The 15,997-nt window shown below is 74.0% G+C and carries 15 protein-coding genes; 8 read left to right on the top strand and 7 right to left on the bottom strand.

Annotation, left to right across the window (positions count from 1 at the left end; all coding sequences use genetic code 11):
• Positions 1 to 25: 25 nt before the first annotated feature.
• Complete coding sequence (locus B9W62_RS02365; RefSeq protein ID WP_087804687.1) at positions 26 to 778, bottom strand: anti-sigma factor; 753 nt, start codon at positions 776 to 778, stop codon at positions 26 to 28.
• On the bottom strand, positions 778 to 1,362 hold the full coding sequence (locus B9W62_RS02360) for a sigma-70 family RNA polymerase sigma factor (protein WP_087804685.1): 585 nt from the start codon (positions 1,360 to 1,362) through the stop codon (positions 778 to 780). Before B9W62_RS02360 ends, B9W62_RS02365 begins: the two co-directional genes overlap by 1 nt.
• Before the next feature lie 312 nt (positions 1,363 to 1,674).
• On the opposite strand from B9W62_RS02360, the gene B9W62_RS02355 reads away from it, so the two are divergent.
• The 7 genes from B9W62_RS02355 (at position 1,675) to B9W62_RS02325 (ending at position 10,364) form a co-directional block, all read left to right on the top strand.
• Complete coding sequence (locus B9W62_RS02355) at positions 1,675 to 2,196, top strand: GNAT family N-acetyltransferase (protein WP_087804683.1); 522 nt, start codon at positions 1,675 to 1,677, stop codon at positions 2,194 to 2,196.
• Between the two features lie 198 nt (positions 2,197 to 2,394).
• Positions 2,395 to 3,504, top strand: coding sequence for a LacI family DNA-binding transcriptional regulator (locus B9W62_RS02350; RefSeq protein WP_087811699.1), 1,110 nt, complete (start codon positions 2,395 to 2,397; stop codon positions 3,502 to 3,504).
• A gap of 68 nt (positions 3,505 to 3,572) precedes the next feature.
• Positions 3,573 to 5,171, top strand: coding sequence for an FAD-dependent oxidoreductase (locus tag B9W62_RS02345; protein ID WP_087804681.1), 1,599 nt, complete (start codon positions 3,573 to 3,575; stop codon positions 5,169 to 5,171).
• 100 nt (positions 5,172 to 5,271) lie between these two features.
• Positions 5,272 to 7,401, top strand: coding sequence for a hydantoinase/oxoprolinase family protein (locus tag B9W62_RS02340; protein WP_087804679.1), 2,130 nt, complete (start codon positions 5,272 to 5,274; stop codon positions 7,399 to 7,401).
• The gene (locus B9W62_RS02335) at positions 7,398 to 8,042 is read left to right on the top strand and encodes a hypothetical protein (protein WP_087804677.1); all 645 of its coding nucleotides are present in this window, start codon (positions 7,398 to 7,400) and stop codon (positions 8,040 to 8,042) included. The genes B9W62_RS02340 and B9W62_RS02335 overlap by 4 nt, the downstream gene beginning before the upstream one ends.
• 3 nt (positions 8,043 to 8,045) lie before the next feature.
• Positions 8,046 to 9,326, top strand: coding sequence for a TRAP transporter large permease subunit (locus B9W62_RS02330; protein WP_003978237.1), 1,281 nt, complete (start codon positions 8,046 to 8,048; stop codon positions 9,324 to 9,326).
• A gap of 33 nt (positions 9,327 to 9,359) precedes the next feature.
• Positions 9,360 to 10,364, top strand: coding sequence for a twin-arginine translocation signal domain-containing protein (locus B9W62_RS02325; RefSeq protein WP_087804675.1), 1,005 nt, complete (start codon positions 9,360 to 9,362; stop codon positions 10,362 to 10,364).
• An 81-nt stretch (positions 10,365 to 10,445) separates the two neighbouring features.
• Here B9W62_RS02325 and B9W62_RS02320 read toward each other — a convergent pair whose 3' ends face one another.
• From B9W62_RS02320 to B9W62_RS02310, 3 genes are all read right to left on the bottom strand, one after another.
• Positions 10,446 to 12,020 (bottom strand): MDR family MFS transporter, encoded by a 1,575-nt coding sequence (locus tag B9W62_RS02320; protein WP_256976746.1) that lies wholly within the window; start codon positions 12,018 to 12,020, stop codon positions 10,446 to 10,448.
• Between the two features lie 94 nt (positions 12,021 to 12,114).
• On the bottom strand, positions 12,115 to 12,756 hold the full coding sequence (locus B9W62_RS02315) for a TetR/AcrR family transcriptional regulator (RefSeq protein WP_087804671.1): 642 nt from the start codon (positions 12,754 to 12,756) through the stop codon (positions 12,115 to 12,117).
• A gap of 80 nt (positions 12,757 to 12,836) precedes the next feature.
• Entirely contained in the window at positions 12,837 to 13,421 is a 585-nt protein-coding gene (locus B9W62_RS02310) for a rhodanese-like domain-containing protein (RefSeq protein WP_087804669.1), read from the bottom strand.
• 99 nt (positions 13,422 to 13,520) lie between these two features.
• Between B9W62_RS02310 and B9W62_RS02305 the strand changes: the two genes are divergently transcribed.
• Complete coding sequence (locus tag B9W62_RS02305) at positions 13,521 to 13,799, top strand: metal-sensitive transcriptional regulator (RefSeq protein ID WP_003978241.1); 279 nt, start codon at positions 13,521 to 13,523, stop codon at positions 13,797 to 13,799.
• 57 nt (positions 13,800 to 13,856) lie between these two features.
• Here the strand turns inward: B9W62_RS02305 and B9W62_RS02300 are convergent, their stop codons facing one another.
• Complete coding sequence (locus B9W62_RS02300; protein ID WP_087804666.1) at positions 13,857 to 14,600, bottom strand: sulfite exporter TauE/SafE family protein; 744 nt, start codon at positions 14,598 to 14,600, stop codon at positions 13,857 to 13,859.
• Positions 14,597 to 15,979, bottom strand: a complete 1,383-nt coding sequence (locus B9W62_RS02295; protein ID WP_087804664.1) for an MBL fold metallo-hydrolase — start codon at positions 15,977 to 15,979, stop codon at positions 14,597 to 14,599. The genes B9W62_RS02300 and B9W62_RS02295 overlap by 4 nt, the downstream gene beginning before the upstream one ends.
• Between the last annotated feature and the right edge of the window lie 18 nt (positions 15,980 to 15,997).

Here is a 15,997-nt window from a genome sequence, read left to right as displayed (position 1 = left end):
GCGGGGGCCGAGGCCCCCACCCCTGTCAGGCCGGCATGCTCAGCAGCGCGATCGGGTCGGAGGTCGGCTGCTTCGACCCGCCGGCCGGCTCGACCGTGATGCCCACGCCCGCCGCACCGTCGACCGCGCCGTCCATCAGCACCGCCTGACTGGTGCTGCCGGGATCCATCAGGCCCGCCGAGCGCATCGTGCCGTGGTCGTCGAACCAGAGCTGGTACACCTGGCCGCTCGGCGGCTCGGCCATGCCCGAGGCCAGGAACACCGCCCGGTCCTGCCGCTGCGAGACGACCAGCGTCCCGCTCGCCCCGTCGGCCAGCCGCGCCGTACGGGACTCGGCGTCCGGCGCGGCCAGCACCCCGGCGAGGGTCTCGGCCCGTCGCTCGGCCTGCGCGGCCCGCTCCCCGGCGTCCTGCGCGCGCTCGTACTGCCACACGGCCGTACCGCCGAGGCCCGCCGCCGCGGCGAGGCAGGCGGCCAGCGCCCAGCGGGCCATCGCGCGCCCGCGGGGCACGACACGCCGCGCCTTGTCCACGGTGCCGCCGCCCGGCGGGACCTGGCGCACGGTCGTGACGCGGTGCAGCACCCGGTCCTTGAGCGCGGGGCCCGGAACGACGGTCGCGGCCAGCCCCAGCCGGGCCGTCGCGGCGGCGAACTCCTGGGTCTCCCGCTCGCAGGCGGCGCAGTGCGCCAGATGGCGTTCGAAGGCGTCCCGCTCGTCGTCGGGCAGCGCGTGCAGGGCGTAGGCGCCCGTCAGGCTGTGCAGGTCCTCGGTGCGCATCACGCGCTCACCCCCAGGCAGTCGCGGAGCCGGATGAGACCGTCGCGCAGCCGCGTCTTGACCGTGCCCAGCGGCAGCGCGAGCGCCTCGGCCACCTGTCGGTAGGTCAGGCCGCGGTAGTAGGCGAGGTTCACGGACTGGCGCTGGATGTCGGTCAGGGTGCGCAGACAGCGCCGCACCTGCTCCCGCTCCAGCCGGGTCTCGACCTGTTCGGTCACCTCGTCGTACTCCGGTGTCCGGTCGAGCAGCGCGGCCTTGTGGTCACGGGCCGCGGCGGCCTCCACCGACCGCACCCGGTCCACGGCCCGCCGATGGGCCAGGGTGAGGATCCAGTTGACGACCGTGCCGCGCTCCGGCCGGTAGCGGGGTGCCGTGCGCCACACCTCCACCAGCACCTCCTGCGCGACCTCCTCCGACTGGGCCTGGTCGCGCAGCACCGCCCGGGCGACCCCGAGCACGGACCCGGCCACCGCGTCGTACACGGCGGCGAAGGAGTCCTGATCGCCCAGGGCCACCTCCCGGATCAGCTGTTGCAGATCGGGTTGGGACGAGGGATTTCTGCCGATGTGTACGGCTTCCTTCACGACGGTTGCTCCAAAGGATGTGCGACGGGCGGGGATGTCCCCGCGTAATCCGGGGCCGCGCGGCCTGCGGATTGGTCCCGGGCTCCGGGAAGGCGCGGTGCCCCGCCCGACGCACACCCTCCCACGGGCGACTCGGCTACACTGACGCCGTTCGTTCGATCGCGCTCCCCGGGGAGCAGGAGGAGAGGGAGGTGAGGTTGATGACCGTGCGCGACGCCGTCCTTCGCGATGCCCGGATCTCCCTCGCGTCCCGAGCGGCGGCCTGACCCCGCATCCCACGAACGCACACCAGAAACGGATCCCCGTCTCGTCATGTCTTCTTCTCGTCCCACTTGGAACACCCGCGCCGAGACCGGCGCCGACGTACCCGTCATCCGCGACATCGTCCGCGCCGCCTTCCCCACGCCGGAAGAGGCCGCGCTCGTCGACGCGCTGCGCGCCGACCCCGGGGCCTGGATCGAGGGGCTGTCCCTCGTCGCGGTGGACGACGCCGACCGCCCGGTCGGCCACGCCCTGCTGACCCGCTGCCACATCGGGGACAGCCCGGCGCTGTGCCTGGCGCCCGTCGCCGTCCGGCCCGCGGAGCAGAACAGCGGCGCCGGCACGGCGGCCGTCCGGGCCGCGCTGGTCGCCGCCGAGCGCCTCGGCGAGCGCCACGTCGTCGTCCTCGGGCACCCGGAGTACTACCCCCGGTTCGGCTTCACCCGGGCCTCCGCGTACGGCATCGGGCTGACCATCGACGTCCCGGACGAGGCCCTGATGGCCCTCACCCTGGACGCCGCCCACCCGCTGCCCGCCGGCACCGTCCGGTACGCGGCGCCGTTCGGTATCTGATCCGGCACGCCGGGTGGCGGCGGGAGTCTCTTCCGCCGCCACCCGGCATTTCCTCGGCACAACCCCTTGACCCGAAGCCCGCGGTCCTTCACATTACTCGTTAATGCGCATTAGGTAATGCGCATTAACAACTCGCGACGGCGCGACGGCGCGACGGCGCGATGGAGCGACGGAGCGACGGAGCGACGGAGAGGAGTGGTGGTGGCGAAGGAAGCCGCAGGGCGGGCCAGGCCGGGGAGGACCCCCGCGCCGGCCGGCCGCCGGGCCCGGCCGAGGCAGGCGGAGGTGGCCAGGCTCGCCGGTGTCTCGCAGGCGACGGTGTCGCTGGTGCTGTCCGGCCGCGACATCGCGACGGGCCGGCCGATCTCGGCGGAGACCCGGGCCAAGGTCCTGGACGCCGCCCACCGCCTCGGCTACGTCCCCGACCCGGCCGCCAGCCGGCTCGCCGCCGCTCGCAACAACCTGCTCGGCGTCTTCAGCTTCACCGCCACCTTCCCGACCGACGTCCGGCACTCGTACTACCCGTTCCTCGTCGGCGTGGAGCAGGAAGCCGCCGCGCAGGGCTACGACCTGGTGCTGTTCACCGGGTCGAGCACCGGGGGAGCGGGCGCCGGCGGCGCGGGCGCGCTCAACCGCGTACGGCTGGCGGACGGCTGCCTCTTCCTGGGCCGCCACGCCCCCGCGGACGAGCTGCGCCGCCTGGTCGCCGACGACTTCCCCGTCGTCCACGTCGGCCGGCGCGACGAGCCCGAGGGCCTCGCCTGGGTGGGCGCCGACTACGTCAGCGCCAGCCGCGAGGTCGTCACCGCGCTCGCCGGGCTCGGTCACCGGCGCGTCCTCCTCGTCCGCGAGGACGACGACGCCCCCGCCTCCACCGACCGTGAACGCGGCTTCCTCGACGGGCTCGTGGACAGCGGCCTGCCCGCGGGCTCCGGCGCCGTGTTCCGATCCGGGGACCCGCGCCGCGACCTCACCGCCGACCGGGTCCGCGCCTGGGTGGCCGAGGGCGTCACCGCCTTCGTCGCCGAGGAGACCGACACCGGCGCCGCCTGGCGAGCCCTGCGCGCCGCCGTGGACGCAGCCGGTCTGGACTGCCCCGGCCAGGTGTCGCTCGCGCTGCTCGGCAGCCCGCCCGCCGACCTCGCGGACGAACCGGCGCCGATGGGCTTCGACATCCCGCGTCCCGCGCTGGGCGCCGAGGCCGTACGGCTGCTCGCCGCCCGTATCGCGGGCGGGCCCGCCGAGGGCACCCTCGTCGCCTGCGCCTTCCGGCCCGGCGCGACCGCAGGCCCACCGGCATCCCCCTGAACCGACCGCACTCCACAGCACCTACCGCACCCCCACAGCACCGACCGCACCACCTAAGGAGCAGCAGCGTGATACCGGAACCCGACATCCTCGTCGTCGGCGGCGGCCTCGGCGGCGTCGCCGCGGCCCTCGCCGCCTGCCGGGCCGGCCGCAGTGTCGTCCTGACCGAGGAGACGGACTGGATCGGCGGCCAGCTCACCAGCCAGGCCGTGCCGCCCGACGAGCACCCGTGGGTCGAACAGTTCGGCACCACCGCCACCTACCGGCGCCTGCGCGAGGGCATCCGCCAGTACTACCGCCAGTGGTACCCCCTGCGCGCCGAGGCCGCCGCCCTCACCGACCTCAACCCGGGCGCCGGCCGGGTCAGCAAGCTCTGCCACGAGCCGCGTGTCGCCCTCGCCGTCCTGGAGGGCATGCTCGCCCCGCACCGCGCCGCCGGACGGCTCACCGTCCTCACCGAGCACCGGCCGGTGGCCGCCGAGGCCGACAACGATGTCGTGCGGGCCGTCACGCTGGAAGACCTCCGCGACGGCACCCGCCGCACCGTCCCCGCCCGCTACGTCCTGGACGCCACCGAGACCGGCGAACTGCTCCACCTCGCGGGCGTCGAGCACGTCAACGGCGCCGAATCGAGGGCCGAGTTCGACGAACCGCACGCCCCCGACGAGGCCCAGCCGGGCAACCAGCAGGGCATCACCGTCTGCTTCGCCCTCTCCCACCACGAGGGCGAGGACCACACGATCGACCGCCCCGCCGACTACGACTTCTGGCGCGACTACAAGCCCGACTTCTGGCCCGGACCGCTGCTCGGCTTCGAAGCCCCCGACCCGCGCACCCTGGAGCCGGTGCCGCGCACCTTCGAACCCAACCCCGACCTCGACCCGCTGGCCGTCAGCGCCGACCAGAGCGCCGACGCGGGCGACAAGGAGCTGTGGGGCTTCCGCCGCATCCTCGCCCGCAAGCTGCACACCGACGGGGCCTTCGACTCCGACATCACCCTCGTCAACTGGCCGCTGAACGACTACTGGCTCAAGCCCTACATCGGCCAGGAGGGAGAAGCCCTGCGCGAGGCACGGCAGTTGTCCCTGTCGGTGCTGTACTGGCTACAGACCGAGGCGCCCCGCACCGACGGCGGCACCGGCTTCCCCGGGCTGCGCCCGCGCCCCGACGTGACGGGCACCGCCGACGGCCTCGCCAAGGCGGCCTACGTCCGCGAGTCCCGCCGTATCAAGGCCGTCACCACCGTCACCGAGCACGACGTCTCCATCGACCTGCTCGGCCCCTACGGCCGCACCCGGCACCGCGACTCGGTGGGCGTCGGCAACTACCGCATCGACCTGCACCCCTCCACCGGCGGCGACGGCTACGTCGACATCGGCTCCGTCCCCTTCGAGATCCCGCTCGGCGCGCTCGTCCCGCGCCGGGTGCGCAACCTGCTGCCGGCCGGCAAGAACCTGGGCACCACCCACATCACCAACGGCTGCTACCGCCTGCACCCGGTGGAGTGGAACGTCGGCGAGGTCGCCGGAGCCCTCGCCGCCCACTGCCTCGCCGAGGACGTCGAGCCGCACCAGGTGCAGGCCGAGGACAAGCGGTTCGAGGAGTTCGCCAGGGTGCTCGACCGCGACGGCGTACAGCGTCACTGGCCCGACGTCAGGGGCTACTGAACGACCCCGCGCGGGACGGGAGTCGGGCGGGGCAGCACCACCTGCCCCGCCCGGTGACCGCCCGCGCGTGGACCGACCCAGCACAAGGAGGTGCCCGGACATGACCACCCACCGCATCCGCGTCGGCATCGACGTGGGCGGAACCTTCACCGACGCCGTGGCGGTCGACGCCACGACGCTGCGGCTCGTGGGCCAGGTGAAGGTCCCCACGAGCCACCATCACGAGGACGGTGTCGCGCACGGCATCGTCGAGGCACTCGACCGGCTGCTGACGCAGACCGGACACGCACCCGCCGACGTGGCCTTCCTGGCACACGGCACGACCCAGGCTACCAACGCCCTGCTGGAGGGCGACGTCGCCACCGTCGGCCTGCTCGGCATCGGCACCGGCGCGGGGACGTACTTCACCCGCAGGCTCGCCACCCTCGCCAAGCTCGAACTCACCCCCGGCAAGCGGCTCCCGCTGCACTACGCGCACGTGCCCGACCCCGAGGACGCCCCCGCCGTACGGGCCGCCGTCGAACAGCTCACCGCCGCCGGTGCCCAGGCACTGGTGGCCAGCGAACCCTTCGGCGTCGACCGCCCCGAGGGCGAGGACGCGGTCGCCGAAGCGGCCCGCACCACCGGCCTGCCCACCACCGCCGCGCACGCGATCACCTCCCTGTACGGGCTGCGCAAACGCACCCGCACCGCCGTCGTCAACGCGGCGATCCTGCCGCGCATGCTGGCCACCGCCGACCTCGTCGACGCCTCCATCACCAAGGCCGGGGTCACCGCGCCGCTGATGGTGATGCGCTGCGACGGGGGAGTGATGTCCCTGGACGAGATGCGCCGCAGGCCCCTGCTGACCGTGCTGTCCGGGCCGGCCGCCGGGGTCGCCGGTGCGCTGATGCAGGAACGCGTCAGCGAGGGCGTGTTCCTGGAGACCGGCGGCACCTCGACCGACATCAGCGTCGTCAAGCGCGGCAAGGTCGCGGTCCGGCACGCCGTGCTGCTCGGCCGGACCTCCTACCTCAACGCCCTGGACGTGCGCACCGTCGGCGTCGGCGGCGGCTCCATGGTGCGGGTCTCCGGCGGCCGGGTCACCGGCACCGGTCCGCGCAGCGCCCACATCGCCGGGCTGCCGTACGCCTGTTACGCCGACCCGGCCGACCTGCGGGACGCGAAGCTGACCACCGTCAGCCCGCTGCCCGGCGACCCCGCCGACTACGCCGTCCTGGACGCGGCCGGCGGCCGGTTCGCGCTCACCATGACCTGTGCCGCCAACGCGCTCGGCCGGGTCCCCGAGGGCGACTTCGCCCACGCAGACCCCGACACCGCCCGCGCCGCGCTGGCCCCGCTCGCCGCCGCCCTCGGCACCGACGTGGAGACCGCGGCCGCCCGGCTCCTGGACGCGGGCACCGACCAGGTGAAGTCCGTCGTGGACGACCTGGTGCGCGAGTACCGCCTCGACACCGACACCGCCGTCCTGGTCGGCGGGGGCGGCGGCGCCGCCTCGGTCACCCCGCACCTGGCCGCCCGCTCCGGCATGACCGGCCGCATCGCGCAGCACAGCGAGGTCATCAGCCCCATCGGCGTCGCCCTCGCCCTGGTGCGCGAACAGGTCGAGCGGATCGTGCCGGGCGCCACCCAGGAGCAGATCCTCGCCGTCCGCGCCGAGGCCGAGCGCGCCGTGGTCGCACAGGGCGCCGCCGCCGACGGCGTCGAGGTCGAGGTCACCGTCGACCCGCAGACCAACGTCGTACGCGCCATCGCCACCGGCGCCACCGAACTGCGCACCCAGGACCGGGCCCACCGCGCCGACGACGCCGAACGCCTGCGACTGGCCGCCGCCAGCCTCAAGACCGACCCGTCCAAGGTGCACGTCCTCGCGGGCACCCCCGCCCACACCGTGTACGGCACCGAGGTGCACCGCCGCTTCCGGCCCGTCCGCCACCCGGTCCGGGTCGTCGACGCCGACGGGGTCGTCCGCCACCACGCCCCCGACGCCCGGGTCGAGGCGACCACCGTCGCCGCCGCCCCCGAGGTGCTCGCCAAGCTGGTCGCCGAGCACACCTCCTACGGCGACGGAGGCGTCCGCGCCCCCGCCGTACGGCTGCTGCTCGGCTCCCGCATCGCCGACCTCTCCGGCGTCCTCGACCCCGAACCGCTGCTCGCCCTCGCCCGCAGCGAACTGCGCTCCCGCGCCGCCGACGAACCGGTGGTCGCCGTACTGGAGGTGCGCGAATGACCGTCAAGGACGCTTCCGCGCGGGCGGACCTCGCCGCCACCGACGACATCGGGTGGGCGGTGCGGCTGCTGGCCGCCACCCCCACCCACGAGCACCGGGACCCGGAGCTGCTGCACCGGTGGGCACGGGCGGCCGACGCGTTCGGCGCCGCCCTGGCACCCGTGGAGTGCCGGGCCCGGATCGTCGAGCGCGACGGCGGCCTGGAACTCGGGCTGCTCGCCCGCTACACCTCCAGACCGCCCACCGTCGAGCTGTACACCGACACCATCGACCTCGCCGAACGGGTCGTGGACGCCCGCGGCTGGCGCGACTGGTACCCGCCCGGGTCCGTACGGGCGGCCGCCCTCGCCCACGAGGCGGTGCACGCCCACCTCCACCACGGGCCCGCGAAGGCCGCCCTGAAGCGGGCCCTGGGCCACAGCGCCCTGCGCCTGGGCCGGTTGCGCGTCCCCGGCCATGTCGCCGGGGCCGAGGAGGTGGCCGCGCACGCCTACGCCCGCACCGTCTGCGGACTCGGCCGCAGCCCCCTGCTGCTGACTGCGGCCCTGGCCGCCGAGACCGAGACCGAGACCGGGACCGGGACCGGCTCCGCGATCCCGAGCACCCCACCACCCGCACGTGACGCAAGAAGAGAGAACTGACCCATGGGTGTCGTCATCCTCCTCGTCATGGCGGCCGGCGTCGCCGCGATGCTCACCCGCAAGCTGCCCACCGCCTTCGCGCTGGTGCTGCTGGCCGTGGTCATCGCCTTCCTCTCCGGCGCGCCCCTGACGGGCAAGAACAGCGTCCTGGACACGGTGCTCCAGGAGGGCGCCCCGGCGCTCGCGGCGACGATGGTCGCCATCATCCTCGGCTCCTGGCTCGGCAAGCTGCTCGACGAGACCGGCATCGCCGGCACCCTCGTCCGCAAGATCGTCGAGTTCGGCGGCGACCGGCCCACCGTCGTCGCCCTCGGTGTCCTCGCCGTCTCCGCGCTCGTCGGCACCGTCACCGGCTCCGCGCCGGCCGCGATGCTGGCCGGCATCATCGGCATCCCCGCGATGGTCGCCGTCGGCGTGCCCAAGGTGACCGCCGCGGGCACGGTCCTGATGGGCATCGCGGTCGGGGTCCCCTTCGAACTGCCGGTCTGGCAGTTCTTCTCCACCGCGCTCGACCTGCCGGTCGACACCGTCCGCGGCTTCATGGTGAAGCTCTTCCCGTTCGCCCTGGTCGCCGCCGTCGCCTACGTCGTCATCGAGAACCGGCGCCGCGGCACCGAGCACGCCTGGTCGCTCAAGTCGGTCTCCGCGCGCCCGGCCCCGCGCCGCGAACGCCTCGGCGACGCACCCTGGTACGCGCTGCTCGCCCCGGTGATCCCGCTGGTCCTGGCCCTCGGCCTGGACGTGGCCATCATCCCCTCGATGCTGGCCGGTGTGCTCTACGCGCTGGTCACTACCACCCGGCCCGGCGAGATGAACAAGCGGCTGCTGCGCACCCTGTACGGCGGCTTCGAGGTGGCCGCGCCGCCGCTCGCGCTGTTCGTGGCGATCGGCATCCTGCTCGCGGCCGTCAAACTCCCCGGCGCGGTGGACGCGCTGGAGCCGCTGATGAAGGCGGTCAGCCCGCAGAACCCGGTGCTGTTCGTCATCGTCTTCACCGTGCTGGTGCCGCTGTGCCTGTACCGCGGCCCGCTCAACGTGTTCGGGCTCGGCGCGGGCATCGCGGGCGTCCTCATCGCCACCGGCATCTACCCGGCCGTCGCCGTCCTCGGCATGGCCACCTCGTACAACCAGGTCTTCGGCGTCGCCGACCCGACCAGCACGCAGACCGTGTGGGCCGCGCAGTACGCGGGCGTCAGTCCGCAGCAGGTCATGGTCCGCACCCTGCCCTACGTGTGGCTGGTCGCCCTCGGCGGCATGTGCGTCACCGCCGCCCTGTACCTCTGACCTCCCCTCACCCAGCCTCTCCCAGGAGTCGACATGCACGAGCCGCACCTCGACCGCCGTCTGTTCCTGAAGGGCACGGCCGCCACCGGCGCCGCCCTCGCCCTGGGCGCCACCGCCGCGCCCACCGCCTCCGCCGCACCCGGCGGCTTCCCCGACTACACCTACGTCCGCACCCTGCTGACGCCGTCCAAGTTGGCCTACAACCCCACCGGCGAGATCATCTTCCCGACCGTCCGGGGCGTCTACGACCGGCTGCCCGCGAGCGGCCGGCTGGGCCGCTACTACCTCTACTACGCCCCGCACGACGCCCCCGGCGGCATCTGCCTGGCGTACGGCGACTCCCTGGAGGGCCCCTTCACGGAGTACCCGGACAACCCGATCGTCTCCCACACGTGGTCGCCGCACTACTCCGTCAGCCACGTCTCCTCGCCGCACGTGATGTGGCACGCCGGGAACAAGGAGATGTGGCTGTACTTCCACGGCGAGAACACCACCACCAGGCTCGCCCGCTCCTCCGACGGCATCCACTTCACGTACGACAAGGTCGTGCTGACCACCTCGATGCTGCCGTCCGGCACCACCGAGACCTCCTACGCGCGGGTCTTCCCGCACGAACTGCCCTCGCGCGGCGCGCACTACGTCATGGTCTTCATGGTCAACAACACCACCAACCACCGCGACATCGGCTGGGGCTGGTCCGCCGACGGGCGCACCTGGACCTTCGCCCAGGAGCCCCTGGTGCGTCACAGCGATGTCGGCGCGGTCAACGTCGGCGGCCCGCACCTGCTGCACCGGAACAACAGCACGTACGTCGTCTACAACAAGGACAAGGAGAGCGGCGGCGACCTGATGATCACCGAGGTCGGCAACGACTTCTCGCTCCGCAGGCACCTCGGCGTCTTCTACGACTCCCGCGGCTCCGCGCCCGAGAACGGCCGCGCGGCCTCCCCGTCCTTCGGCACCGACCACGGCGTCCCGTACATGATCTACGAGGCGGGGGAGCGGCTGGCCGGTTCGATCGCCATGGCCCGCGGCTGACCCAGGTACGCCGCCGCACACGGCAGCGGGGCCGCCTGTCCTGATCGGACGGGCGGCCCCGCTGTCTTCTCGCCGGGTGACTCAGGCGACGGGCGCCGCGTCCTTGTCGGCCGGCGCGGCACCGCCCTCGCCGGACTCCTCGGCCAGGCGCTCCATGCCGCTGGTGGTCTTCAGCGGCTTCTCCTTGATGAAGACGACGGCGACCAGCGCGAGCACCGCGAACGGCGTGGCGATCAGGAACAGGTCGGCCGTGGCGACGGCGTAGGCGTGCTCGATGATCGTCCGCATCGGGCCGGGCAGCGTGGACATGTCCGGGACGCTGCCCTCGCCCGAACCGCCGCCACCGCCGGGGACGGTGACGCCCGCGTCGCGGAGCCCCTTGGCCGTCTCGCCGGCGACCCGGTTGGCGAGGATCGCGCCGAGGACGCTGACGCCGATGGTGCCGCCCATGCTGCGGAAGAACGACAGCACCGAGGTCGCGGCGCCCAGGTCGGCGGCGGGCACGTCGTTCTGCGCGGCCAGCACCAGGTTCTGCATCAGCATGCCGACGCCGACACCCAGGATCGCCATGTAGAGGCTGAGCAGGCCGAAGTTGGTCTTCGCGTCGATCGTGGCCAGCAGCGCGAGGCCGACGGCCATGATCAGCGCGCCCGCCACCAGGTACCGCTTCCACTTGCCGGTCCGGCTGATCACCTGTCCGGCGACGGTGGACGACACCAGCAGGCCGAGGATCATCGGCAGGCTCATCAGACCCGCGACGGTCGGCGACTTGCCCAGGGAGATCTGGAAGTACTGCGAGAGGAAGACCGTCCCGCCGAACATGGCGACACCGACCAGGAGGCTGGCGACGGTGGTCAGGGTGACCGTGCGGTTCTTGAAGATGCCGAGCGGGATGACCGGCTCGGGCGTGCGGGACTCGACGAACACCGCCGCGACCAGCAGCAGCACGCCGCCGCCCGTCAGGGCACCGGTCTGCCAGGACGCCCAGTCGAACTCGTTGCCGGCCAGCGACACCCAGATGAGCAGGGCGCAGACACCGGCGACGATCAGGAAGGCGCCGAGCCAGTCGATGCGCACCTTGCGCTTGACGGTGGGCAGGCGCAGGGTGCGCTGGAGCAGGGCGATGGCGAGCAGCGCGAACGGCACGCCGATGAAGAAGCACCAGCGCCAGCCCAGCCACGAGGTGTCCACCAGGACACCGCCGACCAGCGGTCCGGCCACGGTGCCCACGGCGAAGACGGCACCGAAGATGCCGGCGTACTTGCCCAGCTGGCGCGGCGGGATGACGGAGGCCATCACGACCTGCGCGAGCGCGGTCAGACCGCCCGCGCCGATGCCCTGCACCACCCGGCTGAAGATCAGCAGGCCGACGCCGTGCGAGAAGCCGGCCAGCAGCGAGCCGACGACGAACATGCCGAGCGACAGCTGGAGCAGCAGCTTCTTGTTGAAGAGGTCGGACAGCTTGCCCCACAGGGGCACCGTCGCGGTCATCGCCAGCAGCTCGGAGGTGACGACCCAGGTGTACGACGACTGGCTGGCGCCCAGGTCGGCGATGATCGTGGGCAGCGCGTTGGCCACGACGGTGCCGGCCAGGATCGCGACGAACATGCCGGCCATCAGGCCCGACATGGCCTGGAGTATCTGCCGGTGGGTCATCGAGGTGGGAGGCGCGTCGGCGGGCGCCTGGGTAGCGGTCACGGCATCTCTTTCGTGTGGTGGGTCCTGAAGGGGCGCGAGCCCGGCGCGGAGGCTACGCGGAGGGTGCCGGGAGACCGGCGGCGAGGAGGGTGAACACCTCGTGGAAGACGTCGAGGAAGGCGGCTTCCTCCTGGTGGGCGGACCAGTGGTCCATGCTGGTGCGCACCGCGGCGCCCGCCACCGCGGCCAGCAGCCGCGGGTAGAGCCCGGGCCCGGTTCCGCCCGTGCCGCCGTCCCCGCGCAGGCGCACGGCGATGGCGTCGGCCAGGTCCGCCTCGGCCGCCATATGGGCCCCGACGCCGCGCGCCAGGAGGTGCGGCGAGGCGTGCAGGACCTGGGCGTGCAGCCGCCACAACTCGTGCTGCTGTTCCGCCTCGGCCAGCTCCGCCGCCATGGCCTCGCGCAGGGCTGCCAGCGGGGAGAGATCGGCCGGTGCGTCCAGGACGGCACGCCGCATGCGTGCGCCCGCGTCCGCGTCGATGACCACGAAGGCGTCGTCGCGGCTCTCGAAGTAGTTGAAGAAGGTACGCACGGACACCCCGGCCGCGGCGCTGATCGCCTCGACGGTGACCTTCTCCGCCCCGTGTTCGGCGGCGAGCCGTACGGCGGCCTCGGCCAGAGCGGCACGTGTGGCCCGCTTCTTCCGCTCCCGCAGACCGCCCCCCGCGGCACCCTTCTCCGACATAAGTTGCATGGTATGCAAAGATGCACGACATGCAAAATTGGCGGGCGCCGACCCCGGAAGGGATCGGCGCCCGCCGTCGTCGGTGCGGCTCAGGCGGCCAGCCGGGCCAGCGTCTCCTCGAAGGAAGGGGCGTCCCCGGTGGGCCGGTTGTGGGGCAGCCGGGCCAGTGCCGCGGCCATGCCGCAGGTGTTGGTCACCGCGGAGAAGACCAGTCCCGCGCCTACCGCGCCGGACAGCCAGTGCGCGGGGCGCCGGAAGCGGCCGGCCACGAAACCGGCGGCGACGAGCGTTCCGGCCGCCAGGCGCACCTGCCGGTCCATGGGCCACGGCGTGCGTGCCCCGGCCGGACGCTCGACGGGGTGACCGGCGGCTGCCCAGGCGTTCGTGCCGCCGTCGAGCGTGGTCGCCGCCACGTTCCGCGCCGCCAGCCGCGCGCAGCCCTTGGCGGACCGGTTCCCGGAGGCGCACACGAGCAGCAGTGGCCCGCGCGCGGCGGCCGCCGCCAGGGCGTCGGCGGCCTCGTCGAGCCGCTCCAGCGGGACGTTGTGCGCGCCGGGCAGGTGGCCGCCGGTGTACTCGCCGGGAGAGCGGACGTCGACGACGGTGAACTCGGCCAGGCGGGCCGCCGCCTGGCCGGTGGTCAGTGCGGTGGCGGTTGCTGCGGGGGTGTTCACGGAGCGAGACCTTTCTCGTAGTTCGTCCCCCCGCGCGATAGGATACCCGCGGGGGTATGTGGGTATCGGTGAGGTATCGGGTGGAGGAGAGGGAGAAGCGTGGAACTGGACATGTCGGCCGACGAACTGAAGTCGGCGCTGAACCGGCTGCGGCGCGCCCAGGGCCAGCTTGCGGGAGTCATCCGGATGATCGAGGAGGGCCGCGACTGCGAGGACGTGGTCACCCAGCTCGCCGCCGTCTCCCGCGCCCTGGACCGGGCCGGGTTCTCGATCATCGCCACGGGACTGCAACAGTGCATGACCAGTGACGACCCCGAGGTGCGGGACTCGGCGCAGATGCGGGCCCGGCTGGAGAAGCTCTTCCTCTCCCTGGCCTGACGCGTCCTCCCGGCCTGACGCGTCCCCGCCCCGGCGCGCACCGGGCCGCCCGCCGGGTCACAGCACCGCCGTCGCGCCCATCGCCACGGCCACGGCGAGCAGCACGGCACCGAAGACGCGCCGCAGTGTCCCGGCGGAGACCTTCGCGGCCAGCCGCCTGCCGTCCCACGCGCCGAGGACGGCGGCGGCCAGGAACGGCAGGAGCAGGGTGAGGTCCAGGTGTACGGCCGTGTACGCCCGGCCCGCGAGGGCCACCAGCGCGTTCGACCCGACGACCAGCAGACTCGTGCCCACCGCCGCGCTCATCGGCACCGCGAGGACCGTGACCAGCGCCGGTACCGCGAGGAAGCCGCCGCCGACCCCGAGGAACCCGGTCACCGCGCCGAGCCCGGCCCCGGCCCCGACCGCCCGGACCCCCGACACGGTGCCGTTGCCGCGCGGGGTGCGCCGGCGCAGCATGTGCAGTCCGGCCAGGGCGGCCACGGCCGCGAACAGGAGCGTCAGCACCGCCGCCGGGACCCGCGCGGACAGGGCGCCCGCCCCGGCGGCGGGCAGCAGGCCCGCCGCCGCGCACAGCAGCCCGGCCCGCCACCGCACGCCTCCCGCCCGCGCGTGCCCGACCAGCGCGGTGACCGATGTGACGACCACCACGACGAGGCTCGCGGTGGTCGCCGCCGCCGGGGTGAAGCCGAGCAGGTAGACGAGCGCGGGCACGGTGAGGATGCTGCCGCCCGCCCCCAGCGCGCCCAGGGACACACCGGCCGCGGCACCCGCGAGCAGGGCCAGGATCAGCGGCGTCATGCGAGGGTGGCGTCCGGGGAGGTCACGACCGGGAGCCCGGCCGCGGCGGCCGCGGCGAAACCGTCGTCGACCGCGACCACCTCGCGGCCCGCGGCGTCCAGCACGGACGCCGCGACGGCCGCACGCATCCCGCCCGCGCAGTGCACCCACACGGTGCCCACCGGCACCTCGTCGAGGCGACGGTGGATCTCGTGGACCGGCAGGTGCACACTGCCCCGGACCCATCCGTGGGCGCGTTCGGCGTCTCGGCGCACGTCCACGACCACCACGTCCGCGTCGTCCCGCCGGGCCGCGGCCAGCTCCGCGAACGTGGCACGCCGGAACGAGGCCGGCCGGGCCCCCTGTGCGACCCAGTCGGCCGGGGAGCCCACCGCCGCCGCGGCCGGGCGGTCGATGCCCACCCGGGCCAGCTCGCGCTGGGCGCGGGCCAGGTCGTCGGCGCTGTGCGCGAGCAGCGTCACCGGCCTGCCCCACGGGATCATCCAGGCCAGATACGTCGCGAGCTGTCCGTCGGCCTCGAAGTTGACCGACCCGGCGACGTGCCCGGCGGCGAAGGCCACCCGGGAACGCAGGTCCACGACCCACTCGCCGGCCGCCAGGCGCCGGGCTATCTCCTCCGCGTCCGCGCGCCGGGGCTCGGTCAGGTCCAGGGGAGCGGGCCCCTCGCTGTTCACCGGCGCCATGTGGGCGTAGTAGGCGGGCACGTCGTCCAGCCCCGCCAGCAGTTCCCGCACGAAGGTCCCCACGTCCTGGACGAGCGCCGGGTTCGCGGCCCGCTCGGCGCCGATGGTGCTCCGCTCGCCGCCCAAGGAGGTGGCGGAGCAGAAGCTGCCGAAGCCGTGCGTGGGCAGCACGCTCACCCCGTCCTCGAGCTGGTCCGCGAGACGGTGCGCGGAGGCGTGCTGCGCGCGGGCCAGCTCCTCGGTCAGCCGGGGCTCCACGAGGTCCGGCCGGCCCACGGTGCCGATCAGCAGCGAACCGCCGGTGAAGGCGGCCACGGCCCGCCCGGCCTCCTGGAGCACGTAGGAGGTGTGGTGCGGGGTGTGGCCCGGTGTGGCCACCGCGCGCAGCTCCAGCCCCGCGTCGACCGGCTCCACGTCGCCGTCGGCCACCGCCACGCGCGCGTACGCCACCTCCGCCCCGGCCGGCACCAGGTAGCGCGCGCCGGTGAGGCGGGCCAGCTCCAGGCCGCCGGTGACGTAGTCGTTGTGCACGTGGGTCTCGACGACGGCGCTGATCCGCACCCCGCGCCGGGCGGCCGCGGCGATGACGCGGTCGATGTCCCGCGGCGGGTCCACGACCACGGCCGTGCGCGGCCCGCCCGCCAGGTAGCCGCGGTTGCCCAGTGACCGGGTCTCCAGGACGTCGACAAAGAACACGACACGCTCTCCTTCCGA

Origin of the sequence: Streptomyces sp. CS113, assembly GCF_002188365.1 — a bacterium.
Classification (GTDB): Bacteria; Actinomycetota; Actinomycetes; order Streptomycetales; family Streptomycetaceae; genus Streptomyces; species Streptomyces tendae.
Note: the sequence above shows the minus strand (reverse complement) of the source record. Positions and strands in the feature narration are given on the sequence as shown.